The sequence below is a fragment of the Winogradskyella sp. 3972H.M.0a.05 genome, from assembly GCF_040493455.1.
Classification (GTDB): Bacteria; Bacteroidota; Bacteroidia; order Flavobacteriales; family Flavobacteriaceae; genus Microcosmobacter.
In genome coordinates this window covers 115,193-130,410 of sequence record NZ_JANFDA010000006.1, presented here as the reverse complement: position 1 = coordinate 130,410, position 15,218 = coordinate 115,193, and the positions used below count along the sequence as shown (strand labels likewise).

Here is a 15,218-nt window from a genome sequence, read left to right as displayed (position 1 = left end):
AGGCAAGTAATTAGTCATAAGCCACCCCGTTCTAGAAGATTGGGAGAGTCCTCCCCAACTTGTTTAACATAAAAATTATTTAAAATGGTTACAGTAAAGAATTTCAAAACTATCACGAAAAGTAATGGAGAAAAGTTTAATGCACTTATCGTAGAAGGAGGTGTTCAACCAGTCTTAAGTCAAAAAACAAATCGCATTTATTTTACATCACGTAGAGCGATCGTGCCTTGCACCTTAGATGGAGAAGCATGTAAAACAGTTATTGGAATGGAATTCCAAGGTGAAGTAGCAAAGGTGGCATGTGATCCCTATGCTTATACAATAGAGGAAACAGGGGAAACGATTCAACTATCACATCGGTGGGAGTACAAAGATGATCAATTGGAAGCTATTGAAAAGCATTTAGTTAAGGAAACAGAAATTATTATGTAAGGCAAAAAAAGAGGAGCAGAAATGCTCCTTTTTTTCAAGAATTTAAAAACCTAATGAGATGGATATAATATTATGCGCTTGTATCTTATTAGCGATAAGAAATAAAATAAAATCTTATAATTTATAATAACTATATGAACAGTAAATACTTAAAGTATTTGTTAAGCCACTGCTCAAATAAATCTCTGCTCATCATAGACTTTAGAAATAAACTTGTAGAAATTAAATGCCCATTTTATGTAGTTGCAAATTATGATGTTGGTAAACTGAAAAAGGATCAAAGACTAATTGTAAACTCAATAAAACTATCCAAAGAGTTAAAGGTAGTTTATGTTATTTCTGGAGGCTACTACCATTATTATCACTTCTCCATTAGGATTGATTAGCCGTTTATGCTGTTTTTAGATAACCAAGCTTTTGAGACGGTTTTTAGGCTAAAAACAAAAACCACTGAAAATGAAATTGTAAAAAATAAAAAAAAACCTACAAAAAAACTTTTTTTTGTAAGAAAAATAACATATTTTTGTAAAATAAAGTTTCTTTAGGACATATAACCTTAAAAAATAACTTCACAAAGGGACTTAAAGACAGATTCTAGTCTTAGGATCAAAATTTTATAATATTTTGGAATTCATGAATAATGATGAAAATGAATTCATAGCATCTAATAAAATAGTAAGATATGCATTGGGTACTAAAGCAGCCGATATATTGGCAACATTAATTTACAAACATAATTATTGGAAGAGTAAGGGGAAATTAACTCACAAAAATGGAAAAGAGGGTTTCTTCATAAGTCATGATGATATTAGAGAAGAAACTATGTTTAGTAAGGATATAATTATGAAGAATATAAAAATTCTAGAGGATGCTGGTCTGTTATTTGCTAAGAGACAGGGGCTTACGAAACCTAATTTCTATGCTCTGGATTTTAAAAATATTAATCAGTTTCTAAGGGTTAATTCTAAGAAATATAAGAATTATAAAGCAAACATTAGATCAAAACCTGGAGTAGCACATAGTGCCTTGAATTTGGAAAATCCTACTTCAAAAAATGGTATTTTTCCATCTCATGTGGGTGAAAAAAGCGAAACAACTAATAACAAGAAAACTAATAACAAGAAAACTAATTCTACTATCCACATGAATGTGGCAGAATATGAAGAAGAAAGTTTTATTGATGATGGCGTTGAGGAAAGCATGATTGATTTAATAGATAGTTTAAAAGATTCTTGTGATCCTCAAGAGGATGAAAAATTGGTTTTGAGTCTTTATGAATTATTAAAATCTATAGTACCTGCTTTTGCAAAGTTTAGACCATCAGATAAAGATCTAGAGATGATTAGAGAAATAAAATCGTTTAAAATTTATTCTTATAATATATCTTCTAAAATTCTGAGAAATGCAAAAAGGATAAATAACGGCGTGAAAGACCCAAAATTCTATAGCTTATTTGTCGGTCTTAGAGATTACAATGATAATGTTGAGAGCCAATATTAGTAATAAGGGTATCATAAAGGTACCCTTTTTTAATTCCATCAATTAATATCCGTAGTCACTTAAGTAATTAAAGTGGATTACGGTCTTGGTAAGACCTTAATTAAATTTTTTGGTACAAACGCAAATTAACAGACAGACTGAATATTTAACAACATTAGCCTCTGCTCATTATTGTTTTTAGAAATTAAATCATAGTAATTTTTTAAATCATTTTTTGAAATGTTTACTCTCCTTCCCTTTTTTACATCAAAATGAAATTTGTTATCAATATTTGCCATATAATCACAAATAACATTATCAATTTTACTCAATGGATATGAACATTTTTCTTTACCCAGTTTATCAGTATGAACAAAAACGATTTCGTTTTCTATGTTATTTAACTGAAAGCTTAGCATTACTTGGTCGCTACCCGAGAATAAGAAAAATTCTTCGGTTTCAGTTAACATTGTTTCGTCAATGGTTGATACTGAAGAGTAAGCTGTAGATGGTATAATTTTGATAATTTTTGATTGATACTTTATATCATAAAGTTTGGTCTCATTAGGGATGTTTCTTATTACAAGCCTGAATCCAAATTCTGGAAGAAACCAAAGCTCAGGGTTGCCAAGTTCTTTAGAAAATAGTCTCTTAGCTATATGCTCAGATATTGGGAAAATAAAAAAGGTTATAAAGCCAATAATAACTCCTATTATGTGGTCCATAATTATCTAATTTTAATAATGTAACTAATCTTTGATAAGACTTTAAAATTATTAATTTTTTCTGAGTGTAGTCACATGTTACAATTTGTATATTAGTGCTGAATTATTTATCACTAATTAGGCAAATTAAATGGATGACTATAGAGCAATAGAGATTGAAGCAGCTAACAAGTATGGAGCCACTGCAAAGGGCACAAGGAAAGCTATTGGGGACTTTTTATTAAATGATGATATCAAAAGCCCTGTAAATGTTAAAAGCAATAACATCCTGAAGAATAACTATTCTCCAAATATTATTTCGGCAAAAAGGTTAATAAAATGGATTGAGCAAGATGGACACAAGTTGTACTTTATTTTTGTGAACTACGAAAGCACAAAAGATGGGGTAAAGTACATTGATGACTCAGGATTATTGCCATTTGAGCATTTAAGTTGGAATTGTCTAACAATTGAAGCTCAAGGTTGGGGTGTAATACAAATGCCTAAGCCATTGGAGGTAGATAAAAATCAATCAAAGAAAGAGTTCCTTAAAGGGTTGAGAAAAGCATACGAGGTTTTCATGGATAAAGAAGCGAAGAAAATGGATGAGATTAGAAAAATGATCAGTGATTTCTGAAGCGAAATATTTTAAATTCAATTATTAAAATAGAGATTGGTACGAATGGATAATTTTGAGATAATTATAAATGATATTGTAGTTGATTTTTTCAAAAAGAACAAAGAACTTTTACCTGACTATAAGAGGTTGAATGAATTATTAAAAAACGTAAGTGGGATAAACAACTTTTTTTCCTCAGAAGAAGATGTTTTAGAGTTAGAAAATATACTTTTTCAAGGTAGTAAGCAGGAATTTCAAAAGGGAGGAAGAGAATTTGGGGATTTTCAGACTAATGAAGATCTTGCTTGTAAAGTATATAGTTATATTGCTTCTAAGCATAGTGATTTTGAATTTCTCTTAGAGCCCACTTGTGGGAAGGGAAATTTTATTTTGGCATCTTTAGAAGGATCAAATTCCTTTTCAAGGATAGTAGGTGTAGAAATTTATAAACCCTATGTATGGGAGACTAAATTTAAAATTCTGTCCTATTTTCTTATAAACGACTGTGTGAATTTACCTGAGATTGATATCATTCATGGTAACGTATTTGAATACTCTTTTTCTGATTTAGCTAATGAGACGAAAGAACTAAAAACCTTAATTATTGGGAATCCGCCCTGGGTCACAAATTCAGAACTTGGAAGTATTAAATCTAATAATTTACCAAGTAAATCAAATTTTAAAAAGCTCAACGGCATTAGTGCCATTACTGGGAATGGTAATTTTGACATTGGAGAGTTTATCACATTACATATGCTAAGGTCTTTTCAATTTCATGTCGGAATCTTGGCTTTTTTGATTAAAAACTCAGTAATAAAAAACCTCATTTATGATCAAAAAACTAATAATTATTCATTGGGTGAAATGGAGAAACTTAATATTGACTCTAAAAAAGAGTTCAATGCTTCTGTTGACTCCTCATTGTTCCTAACGAAATTAAATAGTACTCCAAGTTTTACTTGCTTGGAAAGAAATTTATATGATTTAAAAATTAAAGATACTTTTGGTTGGTACAGGGATAAATTTGTCAATTCCATTGAAAATTATGATAAAGCAAATTTAATTGATGGAATATCTGAATTTGAATGGAGATCAGGCGTGAAACATGATTGTTCACGAGTTATGGAAGTAGACTATAAGGATAATTTTTTAACTAATAGGTTAGGAGAAAAGATTCCCATTGAGAGCGATTTAATTTATGGATTACTAAAGAGTTCAGACTTAAAAGGAGAGGTGATAAATGATTGTCGTAAATATACTATTATTACTCAGACCAAGGTTGGAGAACAGACTGATTTTATAAAAGAAGAGCTACCTCTTACATTTAAATATTTGAACTCACATCTAGATGTTTTTAACAATCGTAAATCATCAATATACAAGAATAAACCGCCTTTTTCAATTTTTGGAATTGGTGATTATTCATTCAAGAAATATAAAGTGGGGATTTCTGGATTATATAAATCAACGAGGTTTTCGTTAATCACACCAAAAAAATCAAGACCTTTAATGTTGGATGATACGTGCTATTTTATAGGTTTTGACGAAAAAGACCAGGCTGAGATCGCTCTTTTCTTAGTTAATTCTGATATTGTTCAAGAATTTCTTAGATCAATAATTTTCTTGGATTCTAAAAGAGCTATTAATAAAAATGTATTGATGAGAATTAATTTTCAGAAAGCTTTTGAATATTATTCTTTTGATCAGGCTAGAATTAAGATTAAGGATTTGAGTATTGAATCATGGAATCAATTTGGGTTTGGATTAAAGCAAGAAAAGGAGTGCGCTTAATTTCAATAAAATGAATTTCGTATATTCAGATATTGGTGTTTTTGATTTCTTAAAATAAATTTATATTGTAAAATATTATTTGAGTTATAGTTTAGTCCCGTCCAGACCGCAAACATTGCCAAAAGCTTCAACATAGTTGGAGCTTTTTTTAGCACTAAAATTTAGTTGTGTTGTTTATTTCGGCGAAAGCCGGAATAACGTAGTAAGAAACCCAATGATTTGGGACTTACCGATGGAAAGCTTTCCTTTTTTCACTCAGTGAAAATTGGGATGCTTTTTTGTTTTTAGGGAGGTTGATGTAAAATGATCAAAAAGCCGCACTTTATTTTCTTTATATTTGAGCATGAAAAGACTCCTGCTTATACTTGTTATAGTACTGGTAAGCTGTAATAATAACCCCAAAAAAGAAGCTGTTGAAAAGACCAACTCAAAAACTACAATTTCTGGTAATAGCAAAGAATTAATTGGAGCAACGGTATATTTAAAGGATAATAATCATTTCAACTTTTTAACCCAAGATTTTATAATTGATTCAACAGTTGTAGATAGTGTTGGTAATTTCAAGTTTACTATTGACCTAAAAGAATCTATGTTGGTTAAAATAGATAGTAGCTCTAAAAATATTCCAGGGACGCTTCAGGTGTTTAAAATGAATCCAGACCTATATCAGTATCTGTTGTGTAAAAACTTTTTAGCTTATCATCCTACGCTCTTTGTTGAGCCTTCAGAGAGTTATACTATTAATACATGGTCGGAATCGCATGATTTGGATGCAGTGGTATATGAAGATGAAAATCATAATTTTCTGAGAAGGTATTATACAGAGAATCCATATTATGAGGCTGTTCGTCACGATAGAAAATTGAGAGATTTAGAAATTAAGGAAGCATGGCAACGCGTTAGTAAAGTAAAAGATAGTCTTATTACTGTGCTTAATTTGAATGGTAAGATTGAGAAAGATTCTTTTAATCACTATCTTAAATCTGAGATTGTTTTAGGAGCTTCTAATTGGTTCTTTAACTGGTTTGATGGTAAGGAATTTGAGGAGTTTAACAATCAAGATTATCAAGAAGCATTAAGCATCTATTTTGAAGAAGAGTGGAACAAATATAGTTTACATTATTTCAAATTAACGGAGAGGGTAATCAATACTAAACTCAACGAAAAATACGGCTCATTTAAGGTGTATTATGAACCTTCGCAGGATAAATTAGAGACAGCATTACAATATGCAGGTGAAAATATTAAAGAGCAATACACTCTTAATATCGAAAATGTAATTAAATAACTAATCAATTATAACTTACCGATGGAAAGCTTTCCTTTTTTCACTCAGTGAAAATTGGGATGCTTTTTTGTTTTGGGGAGAATTAAAAAGATAGATTAATCCACCTTCTCATAAATAACATAATCAGCTATTACTACCTCATCCAAGACCGAAGTTCCTGATTTTTCAAAATCATTGTAAATCTTTAATCTATTATTATTGTCGGCAAAGGTATAGGTGTTTGTTGAATCTATAGAAACTACTATATTTTCTTTAGAGTACTTAAAGATGTTAGTAATAACATAGTTTCCACCCTTTTTAACTTTCCATGATCCTGTCCAAAAATCTTTTGGTTTTTCGTAACATTCACCAGTTTCTTTATTCTTTTCAATCCACTTGTAATGAAACGTTCCGTCTTTTTTAAATATGAATCTAGTTTCAGAAAAACAAGGAGAAGGTGGATGCTCTACAGTTTTTTTCTTCTTGTATATGTTGGCACTTTTTATCAATTTCCAACTACCTATTAATGGGTCTTTTTCTGTGGTTTTTTCAGAACAAGAAAAGAGTATTAGTATTGCAATTAGAATAGTGTAGTTTTTCATACTGTGTGTAACGTACTTTTTGTTGATTAATTGCTCAACTATTTTTCACCTTATGAAAATTAGGATACTTTTTTGTTTTATGGTTCTATATAAAATATGTCTAGATAAAACACACCTCCAGGATCAATTGTTTTTGTTACATAGCCATCACTGTCGTATTCATAACTGAAAGTACGGAGAATGGGCTCAGCTCCGAGGATACTTTGAGCTTTTGTTCTTGGATTATTGGCCGTAACTTTTAGATCCAAAAATGTTATGAGATGATTTTGAGTAACATCAATAATGGTTCCTCCTGGACTTACTTGTTTACCAGAATCAAAATCAGAAAAATAATTAATCACATTTCCATTCGAGAACTCATAGGTCAATAGGTTGTTCTCTGAGTCTCTAGTAAGAGTTGTAATTTCGCCAAACTCTGGGAAGTCAACATTTTGCTGTACGATGGAATCAATAAAACCATTAGTATGACTGATCTCAATGATATTGGTGTCTGATGTTAAGATTACAAGCCCATCATCAAATGTAACATCATATGTTATATCAACATCTGTAACCGAAGTACTTTCGTAATCCCATTGCTCACGGATCGAAGTAATAATACCATCCGTGTATTGAGCGGTAGTTAAGTTATAAAATGGGCCGGCTTGAAATTTATTGATAATCAACGAGTCTAGTTTAAAATCGGTGTTATAAATTGCATCGATTTCATAAAAGACGCCATTATGATATCTTACTTGTTTGTTCTGTAGTTTGAGGGGAGTTACGGTTGTTGCGTCATCGTCCGAATCACAACTAATAAAAAGTACGGACAATGAAAGTAAAATGAATAAATTTTTCATTGCTTTTTTTTGGAGAGTCAGTCCACTAGTACCAAATTTACATAATTCTTACTGAAATGGTAAGAACTGATTTAGAATATTTTTGGTAAGTCATCAGCTCTAAAAGGAATATGTCCAATTAGATACATTAAAGATTAGGAAGGATTTTTTGAGCTGTTCGTTTAGATGATTAAGTATAGTTAGTTTAGATTTTGGTGCGTTGATAACTGTATTTTTCTTCTCTTACAGTTCCGTTTCTATATTTAATAGACATATAGACATTTAGTCTATCATCGCCTATTTTTTCCATCGTTACACCATCAAAGTATATTTTGTTCTTCTCTACTTTGACCAACGGAAAGGCTATGTATCGATCTTTTTCTTCCCAGCCCTCAAAATTGTAGTTAAAATGTTTCACTCTCATCTCTAAACTGTTGCCCTGTTCCATAATCGTCGAAAAAGCAAAGAATTTGAATTTTTTGGTTTCTGTCATTCTGAAAGTTCCAATCATGCGACCGTTATGGGCAGGTAACCAGGTTTCTTCGCATTTGCCGTCAAGAGCTTCTCCTTCCCAATGTCCGACAATCCATTTTATATCGTTCAAAGTTGATGCTGGACTTGTTGAGTTTTCATTAAGTTGTAAAACATTATCCGAAATCTTCTTTTGAGCGGTTACCAAATTATTGATTGTAAGTGCCAGAATCAATATGATTATTGAGTTTTTCATAACTGTTTTAGTTTTTCCAGTAAAAACCTATTTTAATATCATCTATTTCTAGAATCAGTAAGTAGCTTCACTCATAGCTATCCAATCTTATAAGAAGGTTTTCAAGCTAATCTTCACTTTTTAATAACATCTGGATTGTTTTTCTGAGTCGATTAATACCCTTTGTTCCTTGATATCCAGATTCGAATTCAACGACTTTGCCATTTTGATCGATTACATAAACCGTAGGTATTCCTATAGTGTCTAATCCGTAATTTTTTCCAATGGATTTATTCCCTGAAAGAAAGATATAGTCATATCCTTTGTTATTTATATGTTCTAGTGCATCTCCTTTTTCGTTGTAAGTAATACCAATGAAGCTAACCAGGTCATTATTAAATTCGTTCGATAGTTTATTCATTTCTGGCATTGATCTTAGGCAAGGTGCACACCAAGTTGCCCAAAAATCTAACACAACAACTTTACCTTTGAATTGATCTAGAGAAACCGTTTCATTAGTTCTCAAATTCTCAAGATTCCAATTTGGAGCAATGTCATTAACAGTAGGTCCGCCAACATTATACTCGGTAAGACTAGAGTTCTCGAAAAATGCAATAGACTTATTTATGTTTTCTTTTTGTTCGGAAGAAAAATTCGTTGGCACATAGGTTAGGTTGTTCTCTCTGTCTACGATTTTCTTGACTAAATAGCTTTCAGTTCCTATCCAAAAACTAGCGTCAAATTGATACTGTGGTAGGTTAAAAGTAACCTGTAAACAATCTTCACCATTTATTTTATCAGTTCTGCCAATTATTGGTTTTACGTTTTCATATTGGGATAAGACGGGAAGATATTGGTATAGCAATAAGGCATGCTTTACTTTGGTGCTGAACAATGGTGCGCCTAATCGATATACTGGACTGTAAAGCGTTTCACCGGAATTGGAATCGTGAAAATATATGTCATCATCTATTTTCGCAATTTTATTAAAATGCGCTTTATTGGCTTCTTTAAGTTTTACTATAGCTAAGTCAAATCCAAATGTAGTCTGGGGGTTTGGTGTTACTTTGGCGAGACCTTTATATTCCTTTATTTGATCATCAATAGAGACTTCATAAGTAAAGTCAAATTTGGCACTTTTTACACTAGTGAGTTTTTCTATTGCCTTTTGAATTAGAACTCCAGAATCATTTTCATTTTGAGCAATAACATGTGGCTGAAAGCAGAAAAAGCAGATTGCTATTAGTAAGAAAAACTTAGATCTCATAAGAGTTAGAAGATCAGTCTTTTTTTCTATAGAATCACTAGTTGAGGTTGTAAAATGGACTTTTCTAGGTGCGAAAATGACTTCTTGACTCAGTTTGAATCTACCTAATAAGAATCATTCTCTTTCAAGATACTTTTTAGGGATCTTGTACTTCTTGTTCTCGGCTGCCCAAAACATTGAGATAATCCAATATCTATCTCCATCAAATAACAATTGATAACTAGTGATGCCTTTATTCTGAGGGATACTATTGTCTTCTACTCGGTATGTATAAGTGCTAAATACGTGAGAAATAGAACTAAATTGTTCTATGCTATTTTGAATTTCGTATTCATAGAATCCTTTTTTATCAAGATAATCTAACTTAGAAATAAACTCTTCAATGGTGTTAAATACCATTACTTCAGAAACAGTGGATGACTCGTTCCAATAAGAATATATTAGTCTTGCTTCAGGGTGAAATAAGTTTTTAAGTCTATCAAAATCTCGTTTTTGACCAATAGGACCAGATATACAATCGTAATAGCTGTCCATTATGCTTTGAATGCTTTCGACATCTTTCTTGTATATAAGACTGTCATTTGGTTCTGACGATTGTGAGAAAGAGGCGCAAGGTATAACCACTGATATTAATAGTGATAATAAAAATAATCTAGTCATATATTTAAAAGTTTGAAATTCATAATTACAATCTTCACTTAGTAAGATTTGAATTTTACAGTAGGGAGATCGTCTAACAATATATAATCGACCATGGTGACATGCCACTTATCACTAGGTTCGTAAGCCTTTTTCCAGACTTCTTTTCCTCCAACCTTTGAGATTAAACTATCAATAATTTGATTGACATCTGCTGAAGGTTCAACTTCTTGAGAAAACGAAGTGCTACAAAATAGAAGATATGTAGCTATATATAGAACAGTTATTAGGTTCTTCATATTTAATCTTTATCTACTTTGAAATCTTCAGGTGGTAAAAAAGAAATGTTTGGAGATTTATTTGAACCAGAAAAGCTTAAATAATGATACTGCCAATGTCCATCAGAAGATGTCCACCAAGAAGGTAGATTGTACTTGCCAAATTGCTTAAGAGGTCCATATATGTAGGTTTCTACTTCACCTCCAATGTCTGATTCCCATTTAATTGGAGCAAATGTACCATCCAATTCAATTGTGCATAATAATTCTTCTCCAGTTGTATTATAAACTTCCAATATATAACCTTCTTTTTCTTTAATTGTGTAGTTTTTGCTACCATTAGCAATGTGATGGCATATGGTAATGAAGTTCCTTTTCCAGACCATTTTTTCGTTTTTAATTCTATCAGCGTTGAATGAGTAAGATTTACCATTTTCTAATATGCCCCAACCTTGAACTTCATCAAATGCTCTAGTTCTATCCATGGACTCACTTTTTAGATGGAATCGAGTTGCAGGTTTGGTCAAATCTCTCCAGATTTCTTGTCTAATGATTTCTGGTAAAGCCTTTGCTCTCATTTGTTCGACAATATGTAGAGACTTAGTTTCCTTCCATAATTCTACACCTCCCATTCGATTCAGCATATTGTTAAATAAGTCATTGTTGCTTTGACAGAAAATAAGATTAGTCACTGCAAACAAAAACAGTAAGAGTAGAATGTTTCTATTTGCTACAGTTTTTTTTGTCTTCATCATTTTTCTTTTTTTTGATTGATTAAATTAGCTTATATATAGCTTCATATTGACTTTTTTGTAGTAGACGCTTCCTTTATGATGGTGAGTGTTTCAATCTTTCTATAAATTTTCGCACCTAGAAAAGCCCTTTCTATACCTAAATTCAAATATTGGTACTAGTGTTGCTGTTAATTTGAAATTAATTAAATATAAGGTAAATAGAGGTGTTATGCTCTTGTTAATATTGGATTTCCTTGTAGATTGGGGTCTTAAGCCTTGTAGAAAATTGTTATATATTTAGTAGATAAAGAAGACCTATATTCTAATGATGACTATTAAAATAGGCAAGTTTTGGAGGTATTTTTTTTCTTACCAAAAAGTAGATAAGCAATTAGTTATCATATTACTTGGGTATTACTTAATTGTAGAAATTCTTTTTTATACTAAAATCTTACTGTGGAAGTATAATTTAGTTGAGCAGACTCCATTGACTCCAGACCTCAGTAACATAGGTCTGTTGACACTTTTTGTAAACGAAATTTTATTGGATTATCTGGCTGTGATAGGTGTAATGCTTTTTATTGCAGGACAAACCAAATCAATGATTAATAATAGAGTAAGGTGGCGAAATATTATCGCATTGCACTTTGTTTATGCTTTTTCACTTGGTTGGGTGATATTATTTTTTGTGGCAATTGTTCATTTGTTATTCAATAGATCAATAGAATCTATTAAGGGGTTTTTATCATTAGAGCATTATCTTAATATCATCGACTTAAATTTTCTAACCTACACGTCGATGTTGGGGATTATTTTGATTTACTACTATGTCAAAAACTTAAAGAAAATAGAGAATGAGAAAGTTGTATTGACCAACGAACTCACAGAATCTAAAGTACGTATTCTAAAGTCTCAATTGCGACCTCATTTTTTGTTTAATAGTATGCAGACAATCTCTAATCTTTTACATATCGATCCAGATTATGCTGATAAAGCTATAGCTGACTTGAGTGATATATTGAGGCATTCAATAAACCAATTGAATGTTGATTTTATCAGCATAGAAGAAGAGTTGGACTTAACAGAGAAATATCTGGAATTTCAAAAGTTCAGGTTTGATAATAAAGTGTTGTACAGAATTAGCTGTGATAACTACTTAAAGCAGTTTAAAGTACCTCCTTTTATTCTGCAACCATTAGTTGAAAATTCTATTAAACATGGCTATGAAATAAGTGGTGAGAATATTGAAATAGTCATCAATGTTAAGGATAATGGCAATTGGTTATTACTAGAAGTCATAGATAATGGAGAGGGATTTGAGGTTGATTATATGACAAAGGAAAATTCGACTGGCCTAAAAAATTTAAAAAACAGACTTCAATACCTTTATAGAGATCAATTCAACTTAAATATTGTGAACTTGGATCGTGGAGCAATGGTAGAAATCAAACTTTTGAAAAAGAAATGAACAGGTATAAGATAATCGTTGTTGATGATGAAAGACTAACTCGAGAGCGTATAGTTTCTCTGTTGTCTAACTACAATAAGTTTGAGGTGGTGAAGGAAGCTTCTAATGGGGTTGAAGCTGTAAACTATATAAAAACATATAAACCAGATATTATATTTCTGGATATTAAGATGCCTAAACTAAATGGTTTCGAAGTTTTGCAAAGAGTAAAAAAAAGCGATTTTAAGTTTCTTGTCTTTATCACTGCTTTTGACAATTTTGCTTTAAAGGCTTTTGAGAATGAAGCCTTAGATTATTTGTTGAAACCATTCGATCGAAAGAGATTTAGAGTCTTAATGGAGCGTATCGAAAGAAACATAGAACTATTAAACACGCCCGAAGAAAAGATCTTGATAGTAAAAGAGAAAAATGAATTGTTTAGACTCAAAATTAAGGATATAGTCTATATAAAGGCAGAAAATAATTATGTGAGTTTAGTATTGAATGATGGATTGTTCAAGAAAAGAATTTCTATCAAGAACATTTCCGAAAAGTTAGATGAAAACTTTTTGAGAGTACATAGATCTTACATTATTAATAAAGATAAAATACAGAAAATGCGTCACGTTAAAAGCGGTGACTATTTATTTTTAATGTCAAACGAAAAGACCGTGTTTTCATCAAAAAGCTATAGATCTAACGTTCAAAAGTTAATTACTTGATTACTTATTCAGGAGTTAGAACTTAACTGAATTCAAAAAACTGGATTGGTATAAAACTTCCTGCTCACTTGTAGTAAGTTTTCACACAAAAAAAAACCACGTTCACAATATATTACTGTCAATTGCTCAAAACTTTGACTTGCTTTGAAGTAAAAGTAAGTTTATGAAAAAAATAGGTGTATTTGCGGTTTTATGTCTGCTTTTCAGTTGTAATAGTGATGACGATAGAGTAGAACAAGTAATTGAAATATTCGTAGGAGAGGTTACTAATATTATACTGCAGGATGTAGCCGATAGTGGCGATTCTTCAGATTTTCAGTTAGATTTTGACAAGGCTGATGACGAATCAATGATAGCTGAGTATAGAGTAATGTTGGTCAAGGATGGTAACGATATTACATTAGAAGAAGCACTTGAAATTCAGGAGTATTGGACGGTGTCACCGACAGGGAGCGATTTTCAAAATCAGCTACCAGCTAATCTTAATGATATCGATGGAGATGCAGTAGTAAATGCTGGTGTATATAAAGCTTATATTCTTTCTAAGTCAAATAATGAGAGTGATGCTACAAGTAGTTTATCCAAAGGTTTGATAGGAACAGAATTTGTAGACAATATTGCAAATCTAGAGGCGCTCATTGCACAGGAAATGAATGCTTGGAATATCAATGCTCTGTCAATTGCTCTAATAAATGAAGGAGAAGTGATTTATTCTAAAGGGTTTGGAATGCACGATTTAGCAAATCAAACTGAAGCAACAGATGAGACTTTATTTGTAACGTCCTCCATGGCTAAATTAATCATTGCAACTGCTGTTATGCAGCAAGTCGAACAAGGCGCTATTGATCTCGATGAGGAAGTATCAACTTATTTGGGTTATGAGTTTAGAAATCCTAATTTTCCTAATGTGCCAGTAACTGTTCGTCAGTTAATGACGCAGCGATCTTCTTTGTCATTACCAACATTTGGCGAAATACCAGATTTAGCAGCAATTTATTCATGGGATTCTGCTGCTAGTTTACCATTTAGTACATGGGTGCCTAATTACTTATTGACAACTGGAGCGAATTATGATCCTGATAGCTGGAGGAATTATCCGCCAGACACACAACATTTGAGTTCCAACACTGGTATGGCTCTTTTGGCCTATATGGTAGAGTTGGTTTCTGGAGTTGACTTCAGAGACTATGCTGATGAGAATATTTTTGCTCCGTTAGGAATGAATAATACAAGCTACAGAATGGATATCCCAGGGAGTTATGACGATACGTTATTAGCAGATATTTTTACGTCCACAGGAAATACGTTTCCAGATTACATATACAAACCAGACTATCCTGCTGGATTATTGAGAACTTCAACAAGTGAATGGAGTAATTTTTTGATTGCAATTTTGAACCGAGGAATACTGAACGGAAATAGGATTTTAGAAGAATCGACTGTCGATTTAATGTTAGATGTTCAATATCCAGACGCAAATCTGGCATATGGAGCAGGAGTTGCGCTAATATGGCGCTCACTAAACGGGTGGATTGGACATACTGCAGGTGGATTTGTAACAGGAAGCACAGATGTTAAAATGGAAGGTGGTAAAGGTGTGGTCATTATATCAAATGGAAGACAAGCATTCACCGTTGTGCCAGATTCTAATAATGGGTTAATTTATAACTTTGCTCACGAATACCTAAATGGTCTATAATATAAAAATGGTTG

The 15,218-nt window shown here is 31.8% G+C and carries 16 protein-coding genes; 8 read left to right on the top strand and 8 right to left on the bottom strand.

Annotation, left to right across the window (positions count from 1 at the left end):
- Positions 1-84: 84 nt before the first annotated feature.
- Together NCE97_RS12855 and NCE97_RS12850 are read left to right on the top strand one after the other, a co-directional pair.
- Positions 85-432 (top strand): hypothetical protein, encoded by a 348-nt coding sequence (locus NCE97_RS12855; protein ID WP_353779681.1) that lies wholly within the window; start codon positions 85-87, stop codon positions 430-432.
- Between the two features lie 633 nt (positions 433-1,065).
- Positions 1,066-1,932, top strand: coding sequence for a hypothetical protein (locus NCE97_RS12850; protein WP_353779680.1), 867 nt, complete (start codon positions 1,066-1,068; stop codon positions 1,930-1,932).
- Between the two features lie 125 nt (positions 1,933-2,057).
- On the opposite strand, the gene NCE97_RS12845 is transcribed toward NCE97_RS12850, so the two are convergent.
- Complete coding sequence (locus tag NCE97_RS12845; RefSeq protein ID WP_353779679.1) at positions 2,058-2,636, bottom strand: hypothetical protein; 579 nt, start codon at positions 2,634-2,636, stop codon at positions 2,058-2,060.
- A gap of 130 nt (positions 2,637-2,766) precedes the next feature.
- On the opposite strand from NCE97_RS12845, the gene NCE97_RS12840 reads away from it, so the two are divergent.
- The 3 genes from NCE97_RS12840 to NCE97_RS12830 all read left to right on the top strand — a co-directional run bounded on the left by NCE97_RS12840 (position 2,767) and on the right by NCE97_RS12830 (position 6,313).
- Entirely contained in the window at positions 2,767-3,252 is a 486-nt protein-coding gene (locus tag NCE97_RS12840) for a hypothetical protein (RefSeq protein WP_353779678.1), read from the top strand.
- Positions 3,253-3,297: 45 nt separating this feature from the next.
- On the top strand, positions 3,298-5,025 hold the full coding sequence (locus NCE97_RS12835) for a hypothetical protein (RefSeq protein WP_353779677.1): 1,728 nt from the start codon (positions 3,298-3,300) through the stop codon (positions 5,023-5,025).
- A gap of 343 nt (positions 5,026-5,368) precedes the next feature.
- Positions 5,369-6,313 carry a hypothetical protein gene (locus tag NCE97_RS12830; protein WP_353779676.1) on the top strand — a complete coding sequence of 315 codons (945 nt, stop codon included), beginning with the start codon at positions 5,369-5,371 and terminating at the stop codon, positions 6,311-6,313.
- A gap of 95 nt (positions 6,314-6,408) precedes the next feature.
- Here the strand turns inward: NCE97_RS12830 and NCE97_RS12825 are convergent, their stop codons facing one another.
- The 7 genes from NCE97_RS12825 to NCE97_RS12795 form a co-directional block, all read right to left on the bottom strand.
- Positions 6,409-6,894, bottom strand: a complete 486-nt coding sequence (locus tag NCE97_RS12825; protein ID WP_353779675.1) for a lipocalin family protein — start codon at positions 6,892-6,894, stop codon at positions 6,409-6,411.
- Between the two features lie 77 nt (positions 6,895-6,971).
- Positions 6,972-7,733: a hypothetical protein gene (locus tag NCE97_RS12820; protein ID WP_353779674.1), complete on the bottom strand. Its 762-nt coding sequence runs from the start codon at positions 7,731-7,733 to the stop codon at positions 6,972-6,974.
- Positions 7,734-7,917: 184 nt separating this feature from the next.
- Complete coding sequence (locus tag NCE97_RS12815) at positions 7,918-8,439, bottom strand: DUF6265 family protein (protein WP_353779673.1); 522 nt, start codon at positions 8,437-8,439, stop codon at positions 7,918-7,920.
- Between the two features lie 106 nt (positions 8,440-8,545).
- Complete coding sequence (locus NCE97_RS12810) at positions 8,546-9,685, bottom strand: redoxin family protein (RefSeq protein WP_353779672.1); 1,140 nt, start codon at positions 9,683-9,685, stop codon at positions 8,546-8,548.
- A gap of 114 nt (positions 9,686-9,799) precedes the next feature.
- Positions 9,800-10,345, bottom strand: coding sequence for a hypothetical protein (locus tag NCE97_RS12805; RefSeq protein WP_353779671.1), 546 nt, complete (start codon positions 10,343-10,345; stop codon positions 9,800-9,802).
- Between the two features lie 38 nt (positions 10,346-10,383).
- Positions 10,384-10,623 carry a hypothetical protein gene (locus tag NCE97_RS12800; protein WP_353779670.1) on the bottom strand — a complete coding sequence of 80 codons (240 nt, stop codon included), beginning with the start codon at positions 10,621-10,623 and terminating at the stop codon, positions 10,384-10,386.
- A 2-nt stretch (positions 10,624-10,625) separates the two neighbouring features.
- Positions 10,626-11,357, bottom strand: a complete 732-nt coding sequence (locus NCE97_RS12795; protein ID WP_353779669.1) for a hypothetical protein — start codon at positions 11,355-11,357, stop codon at positions 10,626-10,628.
- Between the two features lie 304 nt (positions 11,358-11,661).
- On the opposite strand from NCE97_RS12795, the gene NCE97_RS12790 reads away from it, so the two are divergent.
- The 3 genes from NCE97_RS12790 (at position 11,662) to NCE97_RS12780 (ending at position 15,204) form a co-directional block, all read left to right on the top strand.
- Positions 11,662-12,804: a sensor histidine kinase gene (locus NCE97_RS12790; RefSeq protein WP_353779668.1), complete on the top strand. Its 1,143-nt coding sequence runs from the start codon at positions 11,662-11,664 to the stop codon at positions 12,802-12,804.
- Positions 12,801-13,505, top strand: coding sequence for a LytR/AlgR family response regulator transcription factor (locus NCE97_RS12785; RefSeq protein ID WP_353779667.1), 705 nt, complete (start codon positions 12,801-12,803; stop codon positions 13,503-13,505). The genes NCE97_RS12790 and NCE97_RS12785 overlap by 4 nt, the downstream gene beginning before the upstream one ends.
- A gap of 163 nt (positions 13,506-13,668) precedes the next feature.
- Positions 13,669-15,204, top strand: coding sequence for a serine hydrolase domain-containing protein (locus tag NCE97_RS12780; protein WP_353779666.1), 1,536 nt, complete (start codon positions 13,669-13,671; stop codon positions 15,202-15,204).
- The last annotated feature ends 14 nt before the right edge of the window (positions 15,205-15,218 follow it).

Bases quoted from the DNA above. Each gene is read 5' to 3' on its own strand.
- NCE97_RS12855 (WP_353779681.1), top strand. From the start codon at position 85: ATGGTTACAGTAAAGAATTTCAAAACTATCACGAAAAGTAATGGAGAA.
- NCE97_RS12850 (WP_353779680.1), top strand. From the start codon at position 1,066: ATGAATAATGATGAAAATGAATTCATAGCATCTAATAAAATAGTAAGA.
- NCE97_RS12845 (WP_353779679.1), bottom strand. From the start codon at position 2,636: ATGGACCACATAATAGGAGTTATTATTGGCTTTATAACCTTTTTTATT.
- NCE97_RS12840 (WP_353779678.1), top strand. From the start codon at position 2,767: ATGGATGACTATAGAGCAATAGAGATTGAAGCAGCTAACAAGTATGGA.
- NCE97_RS12835 (WP_353779677.1), top strand. From the start codon at position 3,298: ATGGATAATTTTGAGATAATTATAAATGATATTGTAGTTGATTTTTTC.
- NCE97_RS12830 (WP_353779676.1), top strand. From the start codon at position 5,369: ATGAAAAGACTCCTGCTTATACTTGTTATAGTACTGGTAAGCTGTAAT.
- NCE97_RS12825 (WP_353779675.1), bottom strand. From the start codon at position 6,894: ATGAAAAACTACACTATTCTAATTGCAATACTAATACTCTTTTCTTGT.
- NCE97_RS12820 (WP_353779674.1), bottom strand. From the start codon at position 7,733: ATGAAAAATTTATTCATTTTACTTTCATTGTCCGTACTTTTTATTAGT.
- NCE97_RS12815 (WP_353779673.1), bottom strand. From the start codon at position 8,439: ATGAAAAACTCAATAATCATATTGATTCTGGCACTTACAATCAATAAT.
- NCE97_RS12810 (WP_353779672.1), bottom strand. From the start codon at position 9,685: ATGAGATCTAAGTTTTTCTTACTAATAGCAATCTGCTTTTTCTGCTTT.
- NCE97_RS12805 (WP_353779671.1), bottom strand. From the start codon at position 10,345: ATGACTAGATTATTTTTATTATCACTATTAATATCAGTGGTTATACCT.
- NCE97_RS12800 (WP_353779670.1), bottom strand. From the start codon at position 10,623: ATGAAGAACCTAATAACTGTTCTATATATAGCTACATATCTTCTATTT.
- NCE97_RS12795 (WP_353779669.1), bottom strand. From the start codon at position 11,357: ATGATGAAGACAAAAAAAACTGTAGCAAATAGAAACATTCTACTCTTA.
- NCE97_RS12790 (WP_353779668.1), top strand. From the start codon at position 11,662: ATGATGACTATTAAAATAGGCAAGTTTTGGAGGTATTTTTTTTCTTAC.
- NCE97_RS12785 (WP_353779667.1), top strand. From the start codon at position 12,801: ATGAACAGGTATAAGATAATCGTTGTTGATGATGAAAGACTAACTCGA.
- NCE97_RS12780 (WP_353779666.1), top strand. From the start codon at position 13,669: ATGAAAAAAATAGGTGTATTTGCGGTTTTATGTCTGCTTTTCAGTTGT.